The organism is Thermophagus sp. OGC60D27 (assembly GCF_052400625.1).
Lineage (GTDB): Bacteria > Bacteroidota > Bacteroidia > Bacteroidales > Marinilabiliaceae > Thermophagus.
The window spans coordinates 202295-228228 of the sequence record NZ_JBQTGH010000008.1 but is presented as its reverse complement, the minus strand read 5'-3'; the positions used below and the strand labels follow the sequence as shown (position 1 = coordinate 228228).

Annotated in this window: 11 protein-coding genes and 2 riboswitches; of the genes, 9 read left to right on the top strand and 2 right to left on the bottom strand. The window is 42.2% G+C overall.

The window, feature by feature from the left end; all coding sequences use genetic code 11:
- Positions 1-18: 18 nt before the first annotated feature.
- The 4 genes from ACT29H_RS11695 (at position 19) to ACT29H_RS11680 (ending at position 7718) form a co-directional block, all read left to right on the top strand.
- Positions 19-1209 carry a glycoside hydrolase family 27 protein gene (locus tag ACT29H_RS11695; RefSeq protein WP_444821813.1) on the top strand — a complete coding sequence of 397 codons (1191 nt, stop codon included), beginning with the start codon at positions 19-21 and terminating at the stop codon, positions 1207-1209.
- 89 nt (positions 1210-1298) lie between these two features.
- Positions 1299-2135: a hypothetical protein gene (locus ACT29H_RS11690; RefSeq protein ID WP_444821812.1), complete on the top strand. Its 837-nt coding sequence runs from the start codon at positions 1299-1301 to the stop codon at positions 2133-2135.
- 153 nt (positions 2136-2288) lie between these two features.
- Positions 2289-4664: a beta-L-arabinofuranosidase domain-containing protein gene (locus ACT29H_RS11685; protein ID WP_444821811.1), complete on the top strand. Its 2376-nt coding sequence runs from the start codon at positions 2289-2291 to the stop codon at positions 4662-4664.
- Between the two features lie 816 nt (positions 4665-5480).
- The gene (locus tag ACT29H_RS11680; RefSeq protein ID WP_444821810.1) at positions 5481-7718 is read left to right on the top strand and encodes a DPP IV N-terminal domain-containing protein; all 2238 of its coding nucleotides are present in this window, start codon (positions 5481-5483) and stop codon (positions 7716-7718) included.
- Between the two features lie 133 nt (positions 7719-7851).
- On the opposite strand, the gene ACT29H_RS11675 is transcribed toward ACT29H_RS11680, so the two are convergent.
- The gene (locus ACT29H_RS11675) at positions 7852-10287 is read right to left on the bottom strand and encodes a TonB-dependent receptor (protein ID WP_444821809.1); all 2436 of its coding nucleotides are present in this window, start codon (positions 10285-10287) and stop codon (positions 7852-7854) included.
- Positions 10288-10340: 53 nt separating this feature from the next.
- Positions 10341-10433: riboswitch (TPP riboswitch) on the bottom strand.
- Between the two features lie 142 nt (positions 10434-10575).
- Positions 10576-10671, bottom strand: a riboswitch (TPP riboswitch).
- Between the two features lie 507 nt (positions 10672-11178).
- Between ACT29H_RS11675 and ACT29H_RS11670 the strand changes: the two genes are divergently transcribed.
- The 4 genes from ACT29H_RS11670 to argS all read left to right on the top strand — a co-directional run bounded on the left by ACT29H_RS11670 (position 11179) and on the right by argS (position 20065).
- On the top strand, positions 11179-14214 hold the full coding sequence (locus ACT29H_RS11670; protein WP_444821808.1) for a tetratricopeptide repeat protein: 3036 nt from the start codon (positions 11179-11181) through the stop codon (positions 14212-14214).
- Positions 14215-14286: 72 nt separating this feature from the next.
- A complete protein-coding gene (locus ACT29H_RS11665) occupies positions 14287-16044 on the top strand; it encodes a TonB-dependent receptor (protein ID WP_444821807.1) in 1758 nt (585 codons plus the stop codon).
- A 25-nt stretch (positions 16045-16069) separates the two neighbouring features.
- On the top strand, positions 16070-17962 hold the full coding sequence (gene speA, locus ACT29H_RS11660) for a biosynthetic arginine decarboxylase (RefSeq protein ID WP_444821806.1): 1893 nt from the start codon (positions 16070-16072) through the stop codon (positions 17960-17962).
- A 306-nt stretch (positions 17963-18268) separates the two neighbouring features.
- On the top strand, positions 18269-20065 hold the full coding sequence (gene argS / locus ACT29H_RS11655; protein WP_444821805.1) for an arginine--tRNA ligase: 1797 nt from the start codon (positions 18269-18271) through the stop codon (positions 20063-20065).
- Positions 20066-20362: 297 nt separating this feature from the next.
- Here argS and ACT29H_RS11650 read toward each other — a convergent pair whose 3' ends face one another.
- The gene (locus ACT29H_RS11650) at positions 20363-24391 is read right to left on the bottom strand and encodes a hybrid sensor histidine kinase/response regulator transcription factor (RefSeq protein ID WP_444821804.1); all 4029 of its coding nucleotides are present in this window, start codon (positions 24389-24391) and stop codon (positions 20363-20365) included.
- Between the two features lie 350 nt (positions 24392-24741).
- Here ACT29H_RS11650 and ACT29H_RS11645 point away from each other — a divergent pair, with 350 nt between their 5' ends.
- Complete coding sequence (locus tag ACT29H_RS11645; protein ID WP_444821803.1) at positions 24742-25914, top strand: glycoside hydrolase family 88 protein; 1173 nt, start codon at positions 24742-24744, stop codon at positions 25912-25914.
- Positions 25915-25934 lie beyond the last annotated feature (20 nt).

Below are 25934 nucleotides of genomic sequence, written 5' to 3'. Positions count from 1 at the left end.
GACTAATTCTGAAATATTATGAAAAACTGTTCGTTGTTAATTCTTTTTTTGTTTGTTGGTCAAACGGCTTTTAATCAAGGCGTGGCAGACTTAGCTATTACTCCTCCAATGGGGTGGAACTCATGGAATAAGTTTGGCTGTAATGTGGACGAAAAGATGATTATGGAGATGGCCGATGCTATGGTGACATCTGGGATGCGCGATGCCGGTTATGAATACATCGTTATCGATGACTGCTGGCAGGTCGGACGTGACAGTCTTGGGAATATTATACCCGATCCGGAACGTTTTCCGTCAGGGATGAAAGCTTTGGGCGATTACATTCATTCTCATGGGTTGAAATTGGGAATTTATTCTTGTGCCGGATCAAAAACCTGTCAGGGACGCCCCGGGAGTCGTGGATACCAGTTTCAGGATGCCCGTTCTTATGCAGCATGGGGGGTCGATTATCTGAAGTACGACTGGTGCTACAATGAAGGACAGAGTGCAGAAGCGGCTTATAAGACCATGAGTGACGCTCTGAAAGCGGTGGGAAGACCGATTGTTTTTTCGATTTGTGAGTGGGGAGAACATAAGCCATGGGAATGGGGAAAGGGCATAGGTCATTTGTGGCGAACCACAGCGGATATTCGCGATTGCTTTCAGTGCCAATTTGATTGGGGAGGACTTGGTGTGTTGGATATTATCGATCGGCAAGCGGAGCTTTATCCTTTTGCAGGACCCGGTCATTGGAACGACCCCGATATGCTTGAAGTGGGCAATGGTGGTATGACCAATACCGAATATATAAGCCATTTTTCCATGTGGGCAATGTTGGCAGCCCCACTAATGGCTGGAAATGATTTAAGGAATTTGGATCAACCGACGCTTGAAATACTTACCAACCATGATGTGATTGATGTTAATCAGGATGAGCTGGGAAAACAGGCACGGCGGTTTATGAAAATGGGCGACTATGAAATATGGGCTAAGCCACTTTCCAATGGAGAAGTTGCCGTCTGTTTCCTTAACCGTTCCCTTCAAGCATGGTCGTTGGATTACGACTGGCAGCGATACACCATGTATTTTGTGAGAGACGTCAATTTGCATAAAAATAATTACAAGATATGGGACTGTTGGGCGCATAAATACATTGGTACCACCGACGAACAACTCTCAGCAGAAATACCACCTCATGGGGTGTTAATGGTGAGACTGAAAAAGAAATAATTATTTATTGCCTTTATAAAACCAATTCTCACTTCGGCTGCATTAGGGGTTCATCATGCGGACGAGGATAGTACTTAAAAAGCGGAAATATGATAGGAACACATAAACTAATTTGCTTCATTTTGGGGTTTTGGCTCTGTTGGAGTGGGCTGGCTGTTGGTCAAGAAAAAACAAATGTTGCGAATGAAGTATATCAAATAATTCAACCACCCGACAGCTTGGGGCTTGACATTTTCTATGAACAATATGTCAACGTCAATGGCATTCATATTGTCAGTTCTCATCGAGTACCCGAAACGGCTGTTTTCGCGGCCTGTCGGATTGTAGAATTTATGACGGATGGTTTACCGGAAGATGTGCTGGCCCAAATGCAGAAAGTAAAAGCCCGAGTTGGTATCATGGCGCGATATGAGGGAACTACCGACATTCCTGAACACGCTTATTTAGTGAATGACACTTCTCTAAATTGGGATGTAAGAGCAAGAGGGCTGGGAGGAGATCTGGAACTTCCCTTAACCACCTGTGCCGAGGAGAATTTGTTGTGTTATCAGATCGATAAGTATCATGCCGAAGATATTTTAATTCATGAATTCGCACATGCCATCCATTTAATAGGCATTGCGCCGTTGTATCCTGAGTTTAATCAAACTCTTCAGAAACTTTTGGATGATGCTCGGAATCAAGGAAAATATCAAAATACCTATGCGGCAACCAATATATATGAATACTGGGCAGAAGGAGTTCAAAACTGGTTTAATGTAAATGCGGAAGTAGCCCAGCCCGATGGCAAACACAACCATGTGAATACTCGACGCGAATTAAAGGAATATGATCCGGCCTTGTATGATTTGCTCAGGGCATATTTCCCGGATTTTGATTTGGAGGATTGTCCTTCATGTCATGTGGCAATAGAAAATTTGTATTAAAAAAGACGGGTAGTGGAGGGGTAGGGCTACACCGTACTTTTAATGCTGTCTATGTCGTTCTCAGGAATGGGAGAGAAAAATTGCACTACTGACTGAAACCTATTGATTGAATTGATTTTATCCATTAATCTAATGATCTATATTTATTAAAGTATGAAGAAGACAACAAATACCTTCAAAGCTGTTTTTTTGGGAGCTGCTGTGTGGCTGAGTGCCTGCCAGCAATCCGAAGAAGAGAAACATTACATCAAGACGAATGGCCCGGAGGTGGTGTCATTCAGGACATTGCAATTTGACCTTGATGATGTGAAATTGCTCGACGGACCTTTCATGGAAGCCGCCAAACGCAATGAAAAAATTCTTTTGAATTATGAACCTGATCGTTTTTTGGCCCATTTCAGAGAGCAAGCTGGCCTCAAACCCAAAGCAGAACATTACGGCGGATGGGAAGGTGAATCTTTGACCGGCCATAGTTTGGGACATTATTTGTCAGCTTGTTCGATGATGTATAGGACTACCGGAAATGATGAGTTCCTGAAAAGAGTGATTTATATTGTGAATGAATTGGATGCTGTTCAGCAGGCTACAGGCGATGGATATATTGGTGCTTTCGAGAATGGAAAGAAAATTTTTGAAGAAGAAATTGCAAAAGGTGAAATTCGTTCGGCCGGATTCGACCTTAATGGCATTTGGGCTCCTGTTTATACTCAACATAAAATTATGGCAGGTTTGATGGATGCCTACAAATTGTGTGGCAACAAAAAAGCCCTGGAAATAGAACTGAAATTTGCAGATTGGTTGGGCTCCATTGTAGAAAATCTTTCCCATGATGAAATGCAAAAAATGCTGCATTGTGAACATGGTGGCATTAATGAATCTCTGGTTGAATTATATGGCGTAACCGGAAACGAAAAATATCTTGATTTATCACGAGTATTTCATCACGATGCCGTTCTGGGACCTCTTTCCCAGGGTGTGGACATTCTTCCCGGACATCATGCCAATACACAAATTCCAAAGTTGATTGGTCTGGCACGCAGATACGAGTTGACAGGAGATTCCTTGGACCATTATACTGCCAAATTCTTTTGGGATCGTGTGGTTCATCATCATTCATATGTAACCGGAGGTAATGGTGATCATGAATATTTTGGAGCGCCGGATACCCTTAATAACAGACTCAGCAGCAATACCACAGAAACCTGTAATGTCTATAATATGCTGAAGCTATCGAACCATCTGTTTAAGTGGGAAGCCAATGCCGAAGTAGCCGATTTCTATGAACGGGCATTGTTTAATCATATCTTATCATCACAGCATCCCCAAACCGGTCATGTGATTTACAATCTATCTCTTGAAATGGGGGGACATAAGCATTATCAGGATCCCTTTGGCTTTACATGTTGTGTGGGAACAGGGATGGAAAATCATGCCAAATACCCTAGGAATATTTACTTTTTCAATGATAAGGAGTTATTTGTTAGTCAGTTTATTGCATCTGAACTTAATTGGCAAGAGAAAGGTCTGAAATTGACACAAAATACCCGTTTCCCGGATGAACAAAATACCTCTTTTACTTTTGAGTGCGATGAACCCGTCGACTTGATTCTTCAAATTCGTTATCCCTACTGGGCTGAAAAAGGAATGATCATTACCGTTAACGGAGAGGAGGTTTCCTATGACAAGGAACCTCAGAGTTTTATTGCTTTAGATCGACAATGGAAATCAGGAGATATTGTCAAAGTCTCTTTCCCCTTCTCGCTCAGGTTGGAGACTATGCCGGATAACAAAGACAGAGTCGCTTTAATGTATGGACCATTGGTTCTTGCCGGACAGTTGGGAGCTGTTAATGATTCTAATGCTAACAATCCGCTTTATGTACCGGTATTAATGGTAGAGGACCGAAATCCGGAAACCTGGACTACCCCTATCGCAGATGAGCCTAATATGTTTAAAACAAAAGAGGTAGGACGACCTAAGGATATTGTATTTAAACCCTTTTATAAAACCAATGACCGAAGGTATTCTGTTTATTTCGACATCTTTAACGAAGCCAAATGGATTCAATTTCAGGAAGAATATAAAGCCAAGCAGGAAGCTCAAAAAAGGCTGGAAATTCGCACCATAGACTTCTTCCAACCTGGTGAAATGCAACCCGAAAGAGATCACAACTTTAAAAGTGAAAAAAGTTGGGCTCATGAATATCGTCGTCGAAAATATAGGGAAGCCGATCGGGGCGGCTGGATGTCTTGTGAAATGAAAGTAAATGATAACCGTCCAATTCAGATTGCAGTGGAATATTGGGGTGGATATCAGGGAAGCCGAACATTTGATATTCTCGTTAACAATCAGGTTGTAGCTACAGAAAATATTTCCAATGCTCGTCCGGGAGAATTCTATACCAATACATATAACATTCCTGATGATATTGATCTTTCAAAGGGTTCGATTACCGTTACATTCGATCCAAAAGATAATCATCGTGCAGGACCTATTTTTGGCGTTAGAACGTTGAAAGGGAAGGAGTAATGACCGGAACAAAAAATGGTAGATCCTACCTATGAATCGTGGCATTCTGTATGGCAACTATTGGTTGGTCTAATGGACCTTGCATGGCATAACTTGATATAAGTTTCTGTTGTGGTAAAGATTGCCTTTCATAAGCCGTTTGGACCATCAATATTTAAAAGCAGCGAAATATGGGTTGATGTAATGTTTTTATCACCCCAACGTTGTTTGAGTAACATATCGAATCCATTTTTACCTCGATGGGGCTCTATTGGAGCCCCATCGTATCAATAAATGATGGATCAAAATATTTAATGGCTTTCGTAATGGGTTGGAGATAAAAATACGGTTAATCATGAGCGTCATTTGTATCAATTTGATGCAAACAACAATGTTGTTAGAAATGGCTTTTGGGTTGTTCTGACATTGAATAAAATGATGTATCTCCGCATTAGAGAGTTAACAGAAGAGTGGAAGAGGAATACCACCAGTGTGGAGCCCGGCCGCGATTAGTCGGGCAATGACATTTGGGCCTAGAATGACTGAAGTTGGTTTATTTTTTTTCCTATAAGGAAAAAATTGCATAGGGAATATATCCGGGAATGGCTATATCAATGTCTCTTGCCTCGACTCCTTTGACAGAAAATGGAAATATACTTAGGAGGCTTTTGAGAATAAAGAAAAAATAAGTGGATACCGTTTAATGAACACTCCCCCTTTTTGTTACGTTTGTTGTCTTAAGATTGAGATTAAGGTTGATAAATTTCCTACCCAACCCTAACCCTGACACAGTGCTCACATCACGGAGCAAGGAACTCAAAACTTATTTTCATAACTATGAAACGTTTAATTTTTTTAATATTCCTCGTTTTTGCATGCTTTTCTTTAAGTGCTCAATTTACGAAAGAAGATTATCTGCGAGCCGATTCTGTTTCGGAATTCAAAAGTTTGGTGTTAAATGAAATTCTTGAACTAAACTGGATTGATACGACCCATCTATTTTGGTATAAAGCCCGTACTTCTGTTGATACAACAATGTTTTTTATTGTTGATGCACAAAAACAGGAAAAACGTATCGCGTTTGATACGGAAAGACTTGCCAATGCCATACGGGAGAGATTAAAATTGAAAACAAAGGCCAATCAACTTTTACTTCCTAACCTGAAATTTGCTGCCGACCTCACGACGTTTACTTTTGAACGAAAAGATACGATCTGGAAATGTTTTTTGGCAGACGCTTATCGACTGGAATCATTGTCAGCTAAAGAAAAGGAACAGGAATGGCCGCATTGGGGTGAGTCGCGTGACGAGTTGGCCAATAATCCTGTTGTTTCACCCAACGGAAAGCAAGAAGCCTTTATTCGTGATTATAATGTTTTTGTTCGCAATATAAGAACCGGTGAGATTAATCAACTTAGCTATGATGGTTGTGCCGGCGACCTATATTCTTCCTACATTGTATGGTCACCTGATTCGCATTATCTGACCACCAACAAAGTTAGAGTGCATGAGAAACGTTATATGCACTTTGTTGAATCTTCACCTCCTGATCAGCTATTGCCCAATTTACACAAATTGGAATATCTCCGTCCTGGGGATGTGCTGCCTGTATTTCGGCCTGCCCTTTTTGATGTGGTGCGCAAAAAGAAAATTGAAGTAGATATTCGTCCCTTCGAAAACCAGTTCAGCCTTTCCAATATCCAATGGGCGCCAGATAGCCAATCGTTTTCTTTTGAGTATAACCAGAGGGGGCATCAGGTTTTTCAGGTGGTTCGAGTAAATGCGCAAACCGGTAAAACAAAGATTGTTATTGATGAGCAAAGTGATACTTTTATTGATTACAGCGGGAAACGGTACAGGTATGATGTGGATAAAACAGGTGAGATCATCTGGGCTTCCGAAAGGGATGGATGGAACCATCTTTATCTGATTAATGGTGAAACCGGGGAAATTATTAATCAAATTACGAAGGGCGAATGGGTCGTGCGTGGAGTCGAATATGTGAATGAAAAAGATCGAACCATCTTGTTGCGGGCCGGGGGGCGTAATAAAAAGGAGGATCCTTATTATGAACATTATTGCAGTATTGGTTTCGATGGTAAGAGTCTGAAAGATCTGACTCCTGAGAAGATGCAACATAATGCTCATTTTTCTCACGATTATCGCTTTTTTGTTGACACCTATTCCACTCCTGATAAGGCTCCGGTATCTGTATTGCGTAGAACCTCCGATGGCAGAATCCTGATGTTGTTGGAACAGGCGGATATTTCCCTCATTGAAGCGAACGGATGGATAGCTCCCGAGCCATTTGTTGCCAAAGGACGGGATGGAAAAACCGACATTTGGGGAAACATTTATCGTCCAACAACCTTTGATCCGAATAAATCTTATCCAATTATCGAATACATCTATGCGGGGCCACAGGGATCCTTTGTTCAAAAAAGTTTTTCTTCTTATCACTACCCATTTAGCAGCTTGGCCGAATTGGGCTTTATCGTTGTTCAGATCGACGGGATGGGCACTTCCAACCGCAGTAAGGCATTTCACGATGTTTGTTATAAAAATCTGAAAGATGCAGGTTTTCCCGATCGAATAAGGTGGATTAAAGCAGCGGCAGAAAAATACTCCTTTATGGATACGACAAGAGTGGGGATTTTTGGTGGATCGGCTGGCGGACAAAACGCCATGGCTGCAGTTCTTTTTCATCCCCACTTTTATAAGGCTGCAGTGGCATCTTGCGGCTGTCACGACAACCGCATGGATAAGATGTGGTGGAACGAACAATGGATGGGATATCCCGTTGGCCCTCATTATGCTGAATCATCCAATGTGGTAAATGCTCATCTTTTACAAGGTGAGTTGATGCTGATTGTTGGAGAGTTGGATGACAATGTGGATCCGGCTTCAACCATGCAGGTGGCAGATGCTTTGATTAAGGCCGATAAGGAGTTTGAATTGGTCGTGTTGCCAGGTGTTAAACATACTTTGGGAGGTAAGTTCGGAGAACGGAAACGTCGAGACTTTTTTATCCGAACTCTCTTGCATCTGGAAACACCCGGGTGGAATAATAAGTGAAAGAAAAGACTCTGATGGGAAAGGGTATACTGATATGTAATGGAATTTTAAAATTAAGAATGGATGGCCGTTCAGTAGATTCTAAAAATAAATCCGGCTCCTAAAGGGCCGGATCTATTTTTAGCTTCATTTTTTAAAACCTTATCACGACCTGCCCCATATAATACCGTCCGGCCATGGGGTAATAGTAGGCCCAGGTGTTTTCAACACCTTCTTCATACCAATTACCGCCGTAAGCATTACTTTCGTATTCATGGTCCAGCACATTATGAATGGTAAATTGCAGGCCGATGCTTTTAAATGGTTTGGGATTCAATGTCCAGTTGAATTGTATGTCATTTACCAACCAGGCATCCAGTTTACGGTCTTCGCTTTCGGTGTTGTCGAAATACTGTTCGCCCACATATTTGCTCAGCAACCCAACGCTTAGGCCGGATGTCAGATCAACCGTCAGGTTACTGCTGCCAACAACTGAAGGTGAATAAGCAATTTGTGTATCTCCCAAAGGTTTTATTACCGTTTCGGTAATCCATTCTTCCTCGCCGTTTACTATTGTTGGATAGCTGTTGGTCGATGTTTCCACAAAATCGTAGATGATGTTGCGGCTGAGGGTGAGGTTCATATCCCAATGTAACCATGATACCGGATGAACCGCTGCAATAACTTCCACTCCGGCACGATAACTCTCATCCACATTGGTCAGGATGGGATTTCCCACATTACTTTTTTCACCCGTTGGTATCAACTGATCTTCGTAATACATGTAATAGAGGTTGATGCCACCCGAAAAGGCCGCCGATTCATATTTATAACCCGTTTCAATGTCGTAAAGTCTTTCCGCTTTTGGGGTAGCTTCCCGATCCAGGTTGGCATCCTTAAAATTGGTGCGGGTGGGTTCCCTGTTGGAGATCCCCGCAAAAGCATAGATGTTGTGGTTCGAGCCGGGGGTGAGGTAAAACCCAACTTTGGGATTAAAGAATTGGAAATCATGTTCCTGATCCAGTGACCGCAGGTCGTCGTCCATTCCTGACATATCATAGTTGATGCCACGGTATTGCATGTCCAAAAAGAGCCGAAGGAGTGGGGAAGCTTCCCAGTCAAACTTGGTAAACAGGTTGTGTTCGGTTTTCGTGCCGTTGTTGAAGTACCACTCGTAATCTTTCTCGGTGATTCCGGCATAGCGCATCCAGATGATCCGCCCGAAATGATCGCCGTCATATCGGTTCCATCCCCCACCAAAGGTCAGGCTGGACTGACTTGATAATTTTAAATCGCCCGAAAGCGTTGCGCCGTAAAAGTCATTTTCCATCCATTTCCGGCGTATCAAGTCACTGGTCTCAATGGTTTGAGCAGAGATTTGAATGGGTGATATCCCGTAATGATTTAAAGAATCCTTTTCTTTATACTGTTCATAAAAACCTTCGCCACGGGTGTAGTGAAGCGCTGCGGTGAGATGCAACTGTTGCCCTGCTGCCCAACTGTAAAATAATTGGGCATGTGTCTGTTTGTAATTGTCGGTTTGGTCGTCATAGTACTGTTCATTGCCCAACTCATCGGTATAGACGCCGGCAGGATTATATCGCCGGTCGGTTTCCAGCATTTCCTGCGGAACGCCCCACCAGCTGATACCTGTTTGTTGGTCACCATGAAGGATTATCATCTTTAAAAAGCTGTTGTCGAAATGCATGGTGCCACCCAGGTAGAGCGACTGATGATCCGAGAAAGCGTTTTTGATGTATCCGTCACTTTTTAGACGTGAATAGCGCCCTTCAAAAGAAAATTTTTCATTAATAAGTCCTGTGCCAAAGCGAATGCTGTTTTTAAAAGTATTGAAAGAGCCGGCAGTTGACGTTATTTCGGCGTAAGCCCGGGGATCGCTCGTGGTGGTCTGAAAGTTTATGGAAGCCCCGAAGGCTGCAGACCCTTGAGTGGAGGTTCCCACCCCCCGTTGTATCTGAACGTTTTCTACCGAATTGGCGAAATCGGGCATGTTGGCCCAAAAGACAGCTTGACTTTCCGAGTCGTTCAGAGGCACCCCATTCATGGTTACATTAATGCGGGTAGGATCGGTCCCGCGTATTCTGAGGTTGGTAGACCCCAGCCCGATGCCACTTTCGGAGGTGGAGACCAGCGATGGGGTTAATTTCAGAAGTGACGGAATGTCATTTCCCACCCCGGCGCCCCTGAGGGCCTCACCTGCCAGATCGGTATGTGCCACCGGTGTTTGATGACCGGCACGATAGGCCCTTACCACCACCTCCTCCGTCAAGTGGGATGCAGCTTTCAGGGTGATCTTCAGGTGTTTGGTTTTTCCCGGATCCACCATTGCTTGCCAGGTTTCGTAACCCATAAAGGAAACTCGGATTTGGACGGTGGGGGATGTGATGCCCGAAAATTGAAAATGTCCATCACGGTCGGTAACGGTTCCATGGTTTCCCGGATTCATCACTACGGATGCCCCGGCAAGGGGTTCCTGATTCTCAGAGTAAACGATACCCTGTAACATTCTTTGTGAAAACGTCTGGGCCGAAAGGAAGATCAGCCCCACTAAAAGCATTAATTTTTGCATAACAAAGCAGTTAATGTTTAACAATTAAACCATAAACTGCAATGGGAAAGCTTTTGAAGATATCATACATTCCCTTACCGGCATTACCCGGTCAGGTTCAAAGGGTATGATCTCAGCCATTTTTATTGGCACCCCATTGTAGTTGAATTTAAGGCAGAAATGAAAAGGTAGAAGGGCTTGTTTTGATTATATTTTTTTGTGTTTGGTTGGTTTTATGTTGCACAATAAACCTTGCCCATCTTTATCCTTTGCGTTTCTGTGTGCTATGAAAATTTGGGGATGAAAAATAAAAGGAGAGCGCTCATTTCCCTGCGCCGGCATTACCCGTATCAGGTTCAATGGGTGTGATCTCAGCCTCCTATTTGGGCACCCCGTGGCGGCAAATATAGAAACATTTAATTAAAAAAAGAGAACGCGATCTTAAATTATTTTGTTTTGGTGTCGGAAGCTATGGGCTTTGGGCTTCTTCAGTCGACTCCATGGAGATTATACAGACGATTGAGTCGACTGCAGGCAAACGACTGAGTCGACTGCAGGCAAACGACTGAGTCGACTGCAAGCAAACGACTGAGTCGACTGCAAGCAAACGACTGAGTCGACTGCAAGCAAACGACTCAATCGACCGTACAGGTTTTATTGTATTTTAATCTTTACTTTAAGATTTCCAATGAAGTAGAAAATACCATAACAGCACAAAGTTTATTATTAGGGGTGTGGCTAATTATTTTCCGTCTATTTTTCTCAAGTTCGCTTTAAATAATAAATTATCTGGAAATACACCAAATTTTCTCTATTTTCGTTGTTTGAAATAGTCTGATCAGGACAAAAATAGAATCACTCACATTGAGCCGATGGCTCAAAATTACGATTACATCAATATTTTGGAATATCATGACAAATCTTCGTATACTTTGGCTATTGCTGTTGGTTATTATTGGCGGCCATTTTTCAACAGCTCAACAATCGTATGACAGTCGACAACCTGATCGTCTGTTTAACGAAGCTCTGGAACATTACCGTAACGGTAGGTATGGAATAGCACGAAGTATGTTTGCCGACATACAGGAGATGTTTAGCCCAGGACAGAGCAATTTGAGAGCTGAATCGGCCTATTATTTGGCCATGGCCTCCTCTCACTTAAAGAATGAGGATGCTCAGGATCTTCTGGAGTCTTTCCTTGTTGATTTTCCCGAAAGCGGAATGCGGCCCTATGTTTATAAACGTTTGGGGGATCTGGACTATGAGGCGGGAAAGTATCGCAAAGCATTACGAAATTACAGATATGTAGAGGCCCGTAAACTGAATCGGGATACCCGTTACGACTTTAGGTTCAAGTCGGGCTATTGCCATTTTATGGAAGGAGAGTATGATCAGGCGCTTCCGGCCTTTTCAGAAATTCGCAATGTGGAAGGTCAATGGTGGGGCGCCGCTAATTTCTATTATGCCCATATCCAGTATGAGCAGGGCAATTATAATTCGGCATTGAAAATTTTTGAACAACTGAAAGATGAACCCGGATTTGGAGACGAGGTTCCTTTCTATATTGCACAGATCCATTATTTGCAGGGAGCGTATAAAAAGGCGATTGATTATGGGATGCCGCTGATTGAAGAGGCAGAAGGTGTCAGAAAGGCCGATATGGCACGTGTGGTGGGGAATGCATGGTATGCGCTTTCGGATTATGAGAATGCTGCTAAATATCTTTCCATGTCCGTTAGTCTGACCGAGGCCCCCCCCCGGCAGGATCTGTACCATTTGGGAATAAGTCTGTACCACTTGAAAAAGTATGAGGAGGCAGCAGAAGCGTTAACCCAGACTACCCTTGAAAAAGATGCCCTGGCTCAGAATGCCTATTACCATTTGGGCGATTGTTATTTAAAGATTAATGAAAAAGAGAGGGCTCGCACCGCTTTCGGGGCTGCTTCGGAATATGAATTCGATAAAGTGATTACCGAAGAGGCCATGTTTAATTATATCAAATTAAACTACGAACTGTCCTTCTCTCCTTTTAATGAGATTATCGACAGCTTCATGGAGTTTATTGACCGGTTTCCCAACAGTACCTATTTGGATGAAGCCTGGCAATATTTAGGACAGGCGCTTCTGACCACAAGAAATTACCAGCAAGCTCTTGAGGCTCTTGAGAAGGTGAAAAACAAAACGGCAGACAATTACCGGGCGCTCCAACGAATTGCTTATCATCGTGGCCTTGAGTTGTTTACCAATTTGCGCTTCGATGAAACCGTCGATATGTTGCAATACAGTCTGAAATATGGTGAGTACAATCGTGATTTGAAGGTGAAAGCCAGATATTGGCTTGGGGAAGCATACTATCGTTTGGAAAAATTCGATAAAGCCATCGAGAATTATGATATTTTTATCCATACGCCCGGGTCTTATTCTTTGGATGAGTTTAAAACCGCCCACTATAATATCGGGTATGCCTGGTTTAAGCAAAAGAATTATTCTCAGGCAGCTTCCTGGTTCAGAAAATATGAGAATCTGATGGGCAGTCGCCAATCACCAATGCTTGGAGATGCCCTAAATCGCATTGGGGATTGCTTTTATATGCAACGTGATTTTGATCGGGCCATCCATTATTACGATGCGGCTGCCAATGTGCCGGGGGCTTCGGCCGATTACGCATTGTATCAGAAGGCTTTTGCGCTTGGATTGGTGAAAAACCACCGTGGCAAGATTGAACAACTGCAACAGCTGGTGAATCGTTTTCCACAATCGTCCTATGTGGATGATGCGTATTACGAAATGGGACGATCTTATGTGGCACTGAATGATTTACCTACAGCCATCAGAATGTACAAGAAGTTAAAGGAGGAGTATCCTCGTTCCAACTTTTCCAAAAAGGCCATGTTGCAGCTGGGACTGGTTTATTACAATAGTGGAGATCTGGATCAGTCGCTGGCCTTTTACAAACGTGTGGTGAATGAGTTCCCCGGTACCCCGGAGGCAGAAGATGCTTTGCTGGGAATTAAAAACATCTATCTGGATCGAAATGATGCCGATGGATATATCAACTATACCCGTCAGGTGGGAGGCTTTGCAAGTATCGACAAACGGCAGGAAGATTCCTTGTCCTATATTACCGCAGAAAAACTTTATATGCAGGACAAGTGCTTGCAGGCCATAAATCAATTCGAAGCCTACCTGCGCAACTATCCTAACGGACGGTTTGTGGTTAATGCTCACTTTTATAAAGCAGATTGTCAATATCGCAATCAGGATTTGGAAAATGCACGTCGCTCCTTTGAATTTGTGGTTAGTCGACCCGGAAACATTTTTATGGAAGATGCATTGGTGAGTATTGCACGTATCAGTTTTCAACAAGAGCGCTATAGTGAAGCCCTCGGTTATTATGAGCGTCTGGAGAATGAAGCCGATGAGGAGGATCTAAGAAGGGAGGCTCTAATCGGTCAGATGCGCTGTCAGGTTTATCTGGGCGAACGACTTCAAAATGTTGCCCGACTGGCCGAACGGATATTGGCCGACCCCAAAACTTCTCCGGAAGTGGAGCGGGAAGCCCGTTTCCGAAAGGCGGAAGCCCTTCTGGAACTGGGTGAAAAGGAGTTGGCACTGGCAGAATTCCAAATCTTGAAAAAGAATACCAGTTCACCCGAAGGTGCTGAAGCTCGTTACCGTGTCGCCCAAATCCTGTTCGATCAGGGTAACAAGGATCTGGCAGAAAAAGAGATTTTTGATTTTGTAAACGTGGGTACGCCTCACCAATATTGGATGGCAAGATGCTTCCTTTTGTTGTCCGATATTTTTGAAAGTCGGGGGGATCAGTTCCAGGCTCGTCAGTATGTGGAGAGTTTGCTCGAAAATTATAAAAATAGAGATGATGATATTCGCGAAAGGGCAGAAATGCGCCTGAAGGAACTTAAAGATCAACAGGGAGCCGGAGAGTAGTAATATCTTCGGCCTTTGGTGATGATCATATTTCTGTTATCTAATATCTAAATATCTAACGATCTGTTTTCTATGAAGTCCGTCAATATAATTATACTGTTTTTTACCCTTTTCGTTTTCGGGGTAAATGGTTTGGCTCAGGAATCTTTAACCAAAGACGTTCGGGTGCAAAGAGAATATGTTCCTACCGTATTTGATGCCATGAAAATTAATCAGATGCCCGAAAGGGAAGATACCATCGATTTTAATCCCCGATTCGGGTATCAATTATCGGTGCATCCTTTGTCCGGAATACCGGAAGTGTCACCGTTAAAGGCCGCCGCTCTGGCTCGTCAGCATCCGCGTGATCTTTACTCTTCCTATGTGAGGGGAGGATTGGGAAATTATCAATTGCTTTTCGGTGATATCTTTTACAATATTACACGTAATGAAAAATTTGCTTTCTCCATTGGGCTGCAACAGGAATCTTCATGGGGTGATTTGAAACTGGAAAATGATCGTTCGGTGGATGCCCCGTATCACAATACCAATGGGGGATTGTACATGCGACATTTCTTTGATGACAAGACGCTGGAACTGGATCTGGATTTTCATCGTTTGGCATATCGTTATTACGGCTTTCAGACCATTGACCCCGCAGCTGTGTATAATGTTTTTTTAGGAGATGGGACGAGTCAGGACGTGGTAGGTGCTAATCTGATCCCGGATGACAAACAGCGTCAGACGGCTTTTGATCTTCATTTTGGACTTCATGGTCAACAATCCGACTTGAATGACACTCGTTATCATTTAAACTTTGATTACGGTGGGTTCAATAATCGGACTGGCGTAGGAGAAAATAGCTTTTCACTGGGCGGCGATTTGTATATCCCTTTTGGAGCACTCTCGCTGAAGGTGGATGGAGCCGGGATTTATCGTAAGACAAATGTGCCGGAGGAGGATGAGAATCCTGAACTATTTGATTTTGAGGAGAGAGACCAGGTCTTTTTGACAGTGAATCCCAAAGTGGTCTTCCCGGGAAATAAATTGAAGGTAGAGGTGGGGTTAAACCTTACGGGTGAGTTTTCAGACTCGGAGAAGTTTTATTTGTCCCCGCATGTACGTGGCGATTTGATCATAGCCGAAGGGGTGGTTTCAACTTTCCTGGGCATGACCGGCCAGGTGCATCAGAACAGCTATCGCGATATTATGGAAGAAAACCCGTTTGTGTCGCCAGATGTACTGGTGCAACCTTCGTTTACCAATATTCGTGGATTTGCCGGGGTAAAAGGCAACTTCAGCAGTGCCACCTCTTTTACCGCTCGTCTCGATTATGAGTTTATTGAAGATGAGTACTTCTTTGTCAATCGTTTTTTTCTACGGGATGAAAGTGTTGACGATTGGGCGATGAGTAATCTTTTTGACGTTCAATACGATGATGCCACCTTGCTCACCCTTACCGGTGAATTTCTTATTCGTCCGGTACAGGAACTGGATATTATTCTAAAAGGGGTCTATTACGGTTGGACATTGGATAACTTTGATTATGCCTGGCATAAACCCGAAATGGAGTTGGGCATACGAGCCGGCTATACTTTCAATGAGGAATGGCGTTTTGATGCATCCTTTAATGTGATAGGAGAACGAAAAGCTCTTAACTCTTTGCAAGATGGTGATATTAAAAATCTTAGCTCGGTGGCGGATTTTAATTTGAGTGCAAATTATCAATTTAATAAGCGATTGCATTTTTTTGGCAGAATTCAGAATATATTTGCATCCAAATTTTATCCTTGGGCCGGCTACCCCATGCAGGGATTTAATGCCAGGGTAGGGGCCGGTTATTCTTTCTAAAACTTTTAAGAGGATCGCTGTCGAAATGAGAAAATGGCGTATTGAAGATTCCGAAGAGCTGTATAATATTAACGGCTGGGGAATCAATTTCTTTTCTGTCAATGAAAAAGGAAATGTTGTGGCCACACCACGCGGAAAAGGCGTTGAAGTGGACCTCCGAGAGTTGGTGGACGAACTGACTCTGCGCGATGTTGAAGCGCCCATGCTTATCCGGTTTCCGGATATTCTGGATAGTCGTATCGAGACCATGCAAAACTGTTTTTGCAAGGCCCGGGAAGAGTACGATTTCAAAGGCCAGAATTTTATCATTTATCCCATTAAGGTCAATCAAATGAGGCCTGTGGTAGAAGAGATTGTGGGGCACGGAAAAAAAGTGAACATTGGACTGGAAGCCGGTTCTAAACCGGAGCTACACGCCGTTATTGCCACCAACACCGATAGTGATTCTTTGATCGTATGTAACGGTTATAAGGATGAGGCTTATATTGAACTGGCTTTGCTGGCACAGAAGATGGGACGGCGTATTTTTCTCGTCATTGAGAAATTTAATGAGTTGAAGCTTATTACGCGTCTGGCACGGAAACACAAAATTCGTCCCAATCTGGGCGTACGTATAAAATTGGCCAGTTCAGGCAGTGGTAAATGGGAAGATTCCGGCGGAGACGTCAGCAAGTTTGGGCTTACCTCCAGTGAGCTGATCGAAGCCCTCGACTATCTCGAGACCAATGAAATGAAAGATTGCCTCAAATTGGTCCATTTCCACATTGGTAGTCAGGTAAATAAAATTCGTCGTATCAAAAATGCCCTGAAAGAGGCCTCTCAATTTTATATCGAGCTTCATAAATTGGGATTTAACGTGGAGTTTGTAGATATAGGAGGTGGACTGGGCGTCGATTATGACGGTACCCGATCGGCCAACAGTGAGAGTAGTATCAATTACAGCATTCAGGAATATGTGAACGATGCTGTCTATACAATGGTGGATGCCAGCAATAGACATCATATTCCCCATCCTAATATTATTACCGAATCGGGACGTTCTCTTACGGCTCATCATTCCGTCCTTATTTTTGAAGCGATGGAGGCTACCTCTGTACCTCAATGGGACGATGAGGATGAGATCTCGGAGGAGGATCACGACCTGGTGAAAGATTTGTATGCTTTATGGGATACCCTTAACCAGCCCAAAATGCTGGAAACATGGCACGATGCTCAGCAGATAAGAGAAGAAGCGCTCGACAGGTTTAGTCTGGGACTCATCGATTTGAAAACCCGTGCCCGGGTCGAACGATTGTTTTGGTCCATCGCCCGTGAAGTGCATCTTATGACCACCAAATTGAAACATGTTCCTGATGAGTTGTTGAATCTTAGAAAGCTGCTGGCAGATAAATATTTTTGTAATTTTTCCCTCTTTCAATCATTACCGGACAGCTGGGCCATCGATCAGATCTTCCCCGTGATGCCCATTCACCGACTGAATGAACGACCCGACAGGGTGGCAACCCTGCAGGATGTCACCTGCGATTCGGACGGGAAAATTGACAATTTTATTGCCACTCGTAACATCTCGTATTATTTACCGGTTCATAAATTACGAAAAGGGGATCCGTACTATATCGGTGTGTTTCTCGTTGGGGCTTATCAGGAGATCCTGGGCGATATGCACAATCTCTTTGGAGACACCAATGCCGTGCATGTCTCGGTTTCTGAAAATGGCTATAAAATCGATCAAATTATCGATGGCGAAACCGTTGCAGAAGTACTGGAATATGTTCAATACAGCCCCAAGAAACTGGTTCGAACCGTCGAAACATGGGTGACATCCTCTGTTAAATCCGGCGTTATTTCTGCCGAAGAGGGAAAAGAGTTTTTATCCAATTATCGGTCGGGCCTATACGGATATACTTATTTGGAATGAAACGAGCTTGAGATTGTTGGTCTCAACAGGAAATTAATTAAAAAGATTAAGTCGTGCGCGTTTCATCCAACCAATGAAACGGGTAATTTATTGAGACAAAAAAAGTTTGCAGATTAAAGTTTCAAAAATGCAACCTTTATTGGTATGGATTTGCGGGATTAAAATTTCCCTCTTTTATTATCTTTGCAGCTTATTTCATGAAAATACTTTAGAAGGTAGCCGAAGCTGTTTCCTTCTGACTGTTTCCCTTTGAACCTTCTTGCCGGAGATTAAGGGCATAAAAACAGACCATATAAAATTAATATAATGGGAATCGAACAACAGATTAAGGACGTCGTAACCCGGGCTATTAAGGAACTGTACGGGGCCGATTTTGAAACAGAAAAAGTACCACTCGAGAGAACTCGCAAAGACCAACCGGGCGATTATACCGTTGTGGTTTTTCCGCTTCTTCGTATTTCTCGTAAAAAACCCGAGGAGACCGGCACTGAAATAGGTGAATTTTTGAAAAGAGAATGTTCTGCCATTGCTTCTTTTGAGGTCATTAAAGGTTTTTTGAATCTTTCTCTATCTCATCAGTATTGGCTTTCAGTGCTTAAGGATGCTGTAGGTGCAGAAAACTACGGCTTTATTAATGCAACGGAGGAGTCGCCGCTCGTTATGATCGAATACTCTTCACCCAATACCAATAAACCGTTGCACCTGGGGCATATTCGTAACAACCTGTTGGGGTATTCTCTTTCGCGCATCGTTACGGCCAATGGTAATCGCGTGGTGAAAACCAATATTGTCAACGATCGGGGTATCCACATTTGCAAGTCCATGCTCGCCTGGAAAAAATGGGGCAATGGGCAGACGCCTCAATCAACGGGTAAAAAAGGGGACCATCTGGTTGGAGACTTCTATGTTAAGTTCGATCAGGAATACAAAAAGGAATTGGCCCAATTAATGGAGCAGGGGATTACCAAAGAAGAAGCCGAAAAAGAATCACGCCTAATGCAGGAGGCTCGTGATATGCTTCGAGCATGGGAAACCGGCGATCCCGAAGTGGTGGAACTCTGGAAAACCATGAATGGTTGGGTATATGAAGGGTTCGATGCTACCTATAAATCTCTGGGCGTCGATTTCGATAAAATATATTACGAATCGCAAACCTATACTGTTGGGCGGGATCTGGTATTGAAAGGACTGGAGAAGGAGCTCTTCTATCGTCGCGACGATGGCAGTGTCTGGGCCGATCTCTCACAAAACGGATTGGATGAAAAACTGTTGCTTCGATCCGACGGCACCTCTGTTTACATGACACAGGATATCGGTACCGCCAGAATGCGGTTCGACGACTACAATATTGACAAGATGGTTTATGTGGTAGGGAACGAACAAGACTATCATTTCAAAGTGCTATCCATCTTGCTCGACCGCCTCGGTTTTGAATGGGGTAAAAGCCTAATTCATTTTAGCTATGGCATGGTGGAATTGCCCGAAGGTAAGATGAAGTCGCGGGAAGGAACCGTGGTCGATGCCGACGACCTCATAGAAGATATGGTCAATACTGCTCGCGAAATGTCCAAAGAGTTGGGAAAACTCGACGGATATACCGACGAAGAGGCCGAGCGTATTTATCGCATCATAGCCCTGGGGGCACTGAAATACTTCATTCTTAAGGTGGATCCCCGGAAAAATATGACCTTCGATCCCCGTGAATCCATCGATTTTAACGGCAATACCGGACCTTTTATTCAATATACTTATGCCCGGGTGCAGTCCATTTTCAGGAAGGCCAAAGAGAAAGGTATTGACACTGCTCTCGACCAACTGGTAAGAGACGTTTCGCTTACACCCAAAGAAACGGAAGTGTTGAAAATGATCGGCAATTTCCCCAATGTGGTTAAAGAAGCCGGAGAAGTTTACAGCCCCGCTTTAATTGCCAACTATGTTTACGATCTGGCCAAGGAGTTCAACCAGTTCTATCATGAGTTGCCCATCGTTTATGAAGAGGATGAGGCGCTTCGTGCCAATCGGCTGGCATTGACCTATGCGGTGGGGAAAACAATTAGGAGTGGAATGTGGCTGTTGGGGATCGATGTACCCGAAAGAATGTAATAGCCCTGAATTTAGATGGTTTTTTGTAATGGCTGTCTGAAAACAATGTGATACTCTGTTCGGTGAATGGCCTAACAGAGTTGTCACAGTGTGGCATTAACTTAAGTTAATGCCATCGTGATCCATATTTTGGGATCACAGATTGTAAGATGCCAGGTGGTACTCGCCTTTCCTCTCTCCATCAATCTACTCTTCCACCCTTCTTTCCCATGTGTCCAATTCTCTCTCCTCAACGCAAGGTTTTAATGATGCGAACCAGAGGAAGCATTAAATGTATGGTGAAGTGGCAGTTTTAGGTTAATGTTCTCTATTGGAGAAATTAGAGGGAGTAACCCCGAAATGTTCTCGAAAGCATCTGCTGAAATAACGTGGGCTACTGAATCCTACCGAATAGGCTATGTCAGAGATGCTGCTTCCGGATGGTTTATTTAAAATCATTTGGGCCGCTTTTTTAAGTCGGATGGTCTTGATAAAGTCATTCGGTGTTTGTCCGGTTAAACCTTTAATTTTGATAAAGAGGTTTGTTCTCCCTAACCCCATTTCTTTTGCAAATTCCTCGACTTTAAATTCATTGTTTTCAATATTTTTCTCAATTATCTTTATGGCTTTTTGCAATAATTTTTGATCCATAGAATTTGTGGTGATCTCTCTCACTTCAAAAGAGGAGCCTGTAGTAAATTTTTGTTGTATTAAAGCTCTGTTTTGAATGATGTTTTTAATTCTTGTTTTAAAGAGTTTGACGTTAAAAGGTTTGGTGATATAATCATCGGCACCGGTCTCAATCCCTTCAATCTTATATTCCACTGCCGTTTTTGCAGTAAGGAGGACAATGGGGATATGACTGGTTTGAATATTACGTTTTAGCTTGGCACACATTTCGGTTCCAGAAATAACGGGCATCATAATATCCGAAATAATGAGGTCCGGTTGAGTCGTTATTGCCTTCTGAATTCCTTCTTTCCCATTGGAGGCTTCTACTATATTATAGGTGGATTGGAGGAGTTCTGTTAGAAAAGTTCTTACATCAGGCTCATCGTCAACAATTAATATTTTGGAAGCATCGGGTGCTGCAACCATTTTGGGTTTCTCACTATCGGAGGGTGTTTTTGGGTCCAGAAAATAATGGGTGAGAGGTTTGCTATGGTTGGGGGGGGCCTTTTTTGAAACTAATTTTGCGTTTTTAAAGTGTTCTTTGCCTTTTTTTAGGTTAACGGTAAAGCAAGTTCCCTTTCCTTCCTGGCTGGTAACGAAGATGTTTCCTTCATGTTTTTTGATGATTTCTTGTGACAGGGCCAGTCCGATACCACTTCCAAGTTCACTGTTTTTTCCTTTTGAATTGTCAATCTGATAAAATCGGTCAAATACTTTCGTGGTTTCAGCTGTTGACATCCCCCGGCCGTTATCTGATATTAAAATGTTGACCGAATTTTCATATTCTTCCACCTTCAAAGAAATGCTTCCGGTCTTTTTTTCCACAAATTTAAAAGCATTGGAAATGAGGTTGAAAATAACTTTTTCCATTTTATTTTTGTCGAACCAAATAAGGGGGCCTGAAGGACAATTAAACTGGTAATCAATTTCCATATGTTGAGCATATTCAGAAAAGGATTGAAAAATCTCATACAAAAATGTGTGCAAATTATGTTCTTCAATATTCAGTTGTGAAAAACCTTGTTCTAGTTTTCTGAAAGCTAATAGTTCGGTGATTAAATTATTTAATCGGGCTGCATTTTTATGGATGATTAAAAGCTTGTTGTACAGGTCGGGTTTAATTTTAGGGTTTTCCAGAACGGTCTCCAAATTCCCGGTAATAAGCGTTAATGGGGTCTTAAATTCATGCGATATGTTGGTAAAAAATTCTAACTTCTCTTGATTGATTTTTTGAATTTGTTCTTTTTTATGTTGTTCGGTTTTGATTTTCTCCTTTAACCTGATTTTTGATCTGTATGTTTTGTTTAACCACCAGATGATCAATATGATTGTTAATAAATAAAACGAAATTGCATACCATGTTTTATATAAGGGGGGTAATACTCTGATGAGGAGACTTTTTTCCTCCACTACAGTGTCTTCAATGCCATTAAGTCCTTGGACGCGAAAGGTATATAACCCCGGATCCAGATTGGTATATGTTACGCGATTCTGAATGCCCGCATTGATCCATTCCTGATCAAAATTTTCAAGCATGTAGCGATATTTACTAGGATTGGTAGATATGTAATTGCTGGTGGAATAGGAGATGGTCAACACGTTTTGCCCATGATGTAGTTGAATCCTGTTGGTGTAAGCAAAATCTTTGGTGAGAATCTTGGATTCATCGTTGGGGAATACTTTTTTATTGTTGACAAAAAGGGATGTAAAATATAAGTTGAATTGGGATCTTTGTTGTAACAAGTTTTCCTCCTTGAAGGAAATAAGTCCATCGAGGCCTCCCACAAACAAATGGCCGTCATTGGTGATAGCGAGGGCTCCTTTGTTGAGTTCACTCAACGGAAATCCATTACTATGGGTGTAATTATAAAAATGATTAGTTTCGATATTAAATCGGGAAAGCCCCTTGGAAGAAGAAACCCAAAGGTTATTGTTGAGAGAAGATTCTTTGATGCCAAGAATAAAGTTGCTTGGTAAGGCATGACTGTTTATGGTATAACTTTTAAATTGATTTTTGTTCCGAAGATATTGATACAGCCCGCTTCCAAAGGTGCCAATCCATAATCTGAATTTTTGATCCTCATACACAAATGAAATGTTGTCATCAATGATTGAATTGTGTATGGCGTTTAGATGGTGGTTTTTTATGGTCCCTTTTTTATCGTCATAAGAATAAAGACCTTGTTCCTCCGTCCCAATCCAAAGTTTTTCAAAGCTGTCGAGAAATATGCAATTGATCGGCGTATCCCCCATAACTCTTTTTCCTTCTTTATCTAAGAAATAAGACATACGGAGATTGACGGGATTAAACAGGTATAACCCCTTTTTGGTTGCTAACAGAAATTGGTTGTAGTAGGGGATAATATCTTCTATGATATCCGGTGTTTGAATGTCGTCATTTTCAGTTTGTGATAATGAAATCAAGTGGTCGGTATGGGTGTTTAGCATAAAAAGGCCGCCTAGGTGAGTTCCAATGAGTAAGGTATCTTGATTAAGAAATGCAAGGGTTTTAACGTTGTTATATTTCTGTCCGGTGTTGGAATCTTGAATGTAATAGTGTTTAATTTCTTGCGTGGTTTTGTCAAAGAAGTTTACCCCGCCGCCTTCTGTCGCGATCCATAAGTTACCCTTCTTATCTTCGAGGATTTCCCCTGTTATATTAAAGCTAAAACCATGGCCGTCATCCGATAGGTTTGGATACTTTTTATAAATGTTAGATTTTGGGTTAAAATAACTAATGCCGCCAAAGTAAGTTCCGACCCACATATTTCCTTGTCTGTCTTTTAGAATGGAATAGATGCTGTTGTGAGAGAGAGTATTGGTCTTGTTTTTTTCGTGAACGTAATTGGTGATGCTGTTGGTGGCGGGATCAATAATGCTAAGCCCAAGAAATGTTCCAATCCAGATTTTGCCGTCTGGCCCTTCATTGATGTCTCGTACAATATTATGGGCAATAGAGGAAGAAATGGTATCATGCACCAAATGGTCAATTAAATGCCGATGCGAATTTAGATGAAATATGCCATTGTTGCTGGTTCCGATCCAGGTTTGTTTTCTGGAATCCGTAAATACTGAAGTAACATTTATAGGCAGGAGTTTTTCTGTTTTTTGAGAGGAGGGAGTAAAAATATATAGTCCATCACTTGTTCCGATCCACAGCGTTTGCGAATTATCGGTATAAAGAGTTTGAACAGCCCGGTTGCCTACCGACATATTAGAGACTCTGTTAAAGCGTTTTTTGTTTGGATCGAGTTCGAAAAGACCGGTTTGTGTGCCAACTAAAATTTTATCTTGATAGGGTAGAAGGGTTAGAATCCCATCGAAAGGAAATTGTTGGAATTTTAAATTCTTTAGGTTTAGTTTGGATATCCCATTTTTTGATACCACCCATATTCTGTTTTCTTCAGAAATGATTTTTTTGATCGAGTGGCTAAGCAAAGTGGTCGAATCGCCTTTTTGTGGTCGGAGCGTGGAAATTGTTGATCCGTCATAAAGATTGAGGCCATCTCTGGTTCCGATCCAGATCCTTCCCAAACTGTCCTGTGCCAAAGATGTTACTGAGTTTTGTGACAAGCCCTGTGATATACCCAAATAACTGAAATTTATGTCTTGCGAGTAGAGTGGGCATAAGTGAAGAAAAAGAAATGCTGCTACAAGGCTTTTAATTTTTGTCATTGCCAAATATTTTTTTTGATATCAGTTTTTAAGGTTAGTTTTATAAATAGTGTTAATGGAATTTCACGGCAAAAAAAATCATTCCGGGAAAATTGGGGGGTGATAAATGTACAACCCATGTATGAAATAGTACATAAAAATAATAGATGGTGTTTTTTAGGGGCTGATAAATAGGGGTGTAGACATGGTGTATTTTTTTGATACATTTTTTGGATTTACATGGTATTTGGCTGTGTTTCGTCTGCCTTACTTTCGTGGTTAATGATAAAATTTAAAAAAAAATTGAAAGTTCTATTGTTATGAAAGTCTTTTTCTGTTATGTGTTGTTAATTGTCTCAGCTTTGTTTATAATGAGTAGTTGTAAACAAAGTCAAAGTAAAACAAATTTTGAAAGATTAGTAGATAAAAACCTGGAATTTGCAGAAAAGCAGACCAAATTGATGGCCGAAAATGCCTTGAGCAAGGGCTGGCTCCCTAGAGCCTTACATCAGGATGGGAGTATTTATTCTGTTGGCAAAAAATTTGATTGGACAGAAGGTTTTTTCCCGGGATCTTGCTGGTATTTATATGAATACAGTAAAAACCCTCAGTGGAAAGAAATGGCACAAAAACTTCAGGCATCATTTGAAGAGCATCGATTTAATAAGCATAGCCATGATTTAGGATTCGTTTTTTATTGTTCTCATGGGAATGGCTATCGACTGACCAATAGTGATTCCATGAAGCAAGTGTTGATTGATGCGGGAAATTCTTTGATTACTCGATATGACTCAACCGTTGGGTGTATCAAATCGTGGGACGTGGATAGAGGTTGGCAATCCAACAGAAACTGGGAATATCCGGTGATCATTGACAATATGATGAATCTCGAATTGCTTTTCAGGTTAAGTGAAATTACAGGTGATCCCAAATATCAGTCTATCGCAATATCTCATGCCGATAAAACGTTAGAGAATCATTTTAGAAAAGACGGTAGTTCTTATCATGTGGTGGATTATGATTCTATTTCCGGTGTTGTCAGGAGTCGGCAAACGGCCCAAGGTTTTTCTGACGAAAGTGCCTGGGCGAGAGGCCAAGCCTGGGGACTATATGGATTTACCATTTGCTATCGTTTTACCCATCAACAAAAATATTTGGACCAGGCACTGAAAATTGCCCGGTATATTCTGAAAAATGCCAACCTTCCTGAGGATAAAATTCCTTATTGGGATTTTATGGCGCCAAATATTCCTGCAGAACCAAGAGATGCCTCTGCTGCGGCTATTACCGCTTCAGCCCTGATTGAATTGAGTGGATATGTTAACGGTGGAGACAATTATATGGATGAAGCTGTGGCGATACTGAAGAGTTTGTCTTCAAAGCAATATAGGGCCGGTATTGGAGAAAACGGAAATTTTATACTAAAACACAGCGTTGGAAGCATCCCTCACAAGTCGGAGGTTGATGTGCCTATTGTTTATGCGGACTATTATTACATCGAAGCGCTTATTCGCCTGATGAATTATGACAATCCAATAAAGTAAATCATTGGATCTTGTTTTAT

What these genes read in the sequence shown, in the direction of transcription:
- ACT29H_RS11695 (WP_444821813.1), top strand. Translation starts at nt 19, where the DNA reads ATGAAAAACTGTTCGTTGTTAATTCTTTTTTTGTTTGTTGGTCAAACG.
- ACT29H_RS11690 (WP_444821812.1), top strand. Translation starts at nt 1,299, where the DNA reads ATGATAGGAACACATAAACTAATTTGCTTCATTTTGGGGTTTTGGCTC.
- ACT29H_RS11685 (WP_444821811.1), top strand. Translation starts at nt 2,289, where the DNA reads ATGAAGAAGACAACAAATACCTTCAAAGCTGTTTTTTTGGGAGCTGCT.
- ACT29H_RS11680 (WP_444821810.1), top strand. Translation starts at nt 5,481, where the DNA reads ATGAAACGTTTAATTTTTTTAATATTCCTCGTTTTTGCATGCTTTTCT.
- ACT29H_RS11675 (WP_444821809.1), bottom strand. Translation starts at nt 10,287, where the DNA reads ATGCAAAAATTAATGCTTTTAGTGGGGCTGATCTTCCTTTCGGCCCAG.
- ACT29H_RS11670 (WP_444821808.1), top strand. Translation starts at nt 11,179, where the DNA reads ATGACAAATCTTCGTATACTTTGGCTATTGCTGTTGGTTATTATTGGC.
- ACT29H_RS11665 (WP_444821807.1), top strand. Translation starts at nt 14,287, where the DNA reads ATGAAGTCCGTCAATATAATTATACTGTTTTTTACCCTTTTCGTTTTC.
- speA (WP_444821806.1), top strand. Translation starts at nt 16,070, where the DNA reads ATGAGAAAATGGCGTATTGAAGATTCCGAAGAGCTGTATAATATTAAC.
- argS (WP_444821805.1), top strand. Translation starts at nt 18,269, where the DNA reads ATGGGAATCGAACAACAGATTAAGGACGTCGTAACCCGGGCTATTAAG.
- ACT29H_RS11650 (WP_444821804.1), bottom strand. Translation starts at nt 24,391, where the DNA reads ATGACAAAAATTAAAAGCCTTGTAGCAGCATTTCTTTTTCTTCACTTA.
- ACT29H_RS11645 (WP_444821803.1), top strand. Translation starts at nt 24,742, where the DNA reads ATGAGTAGTTGTAAACAAAGTCAAAGTAAAACAAATTTTGAAAGATTA.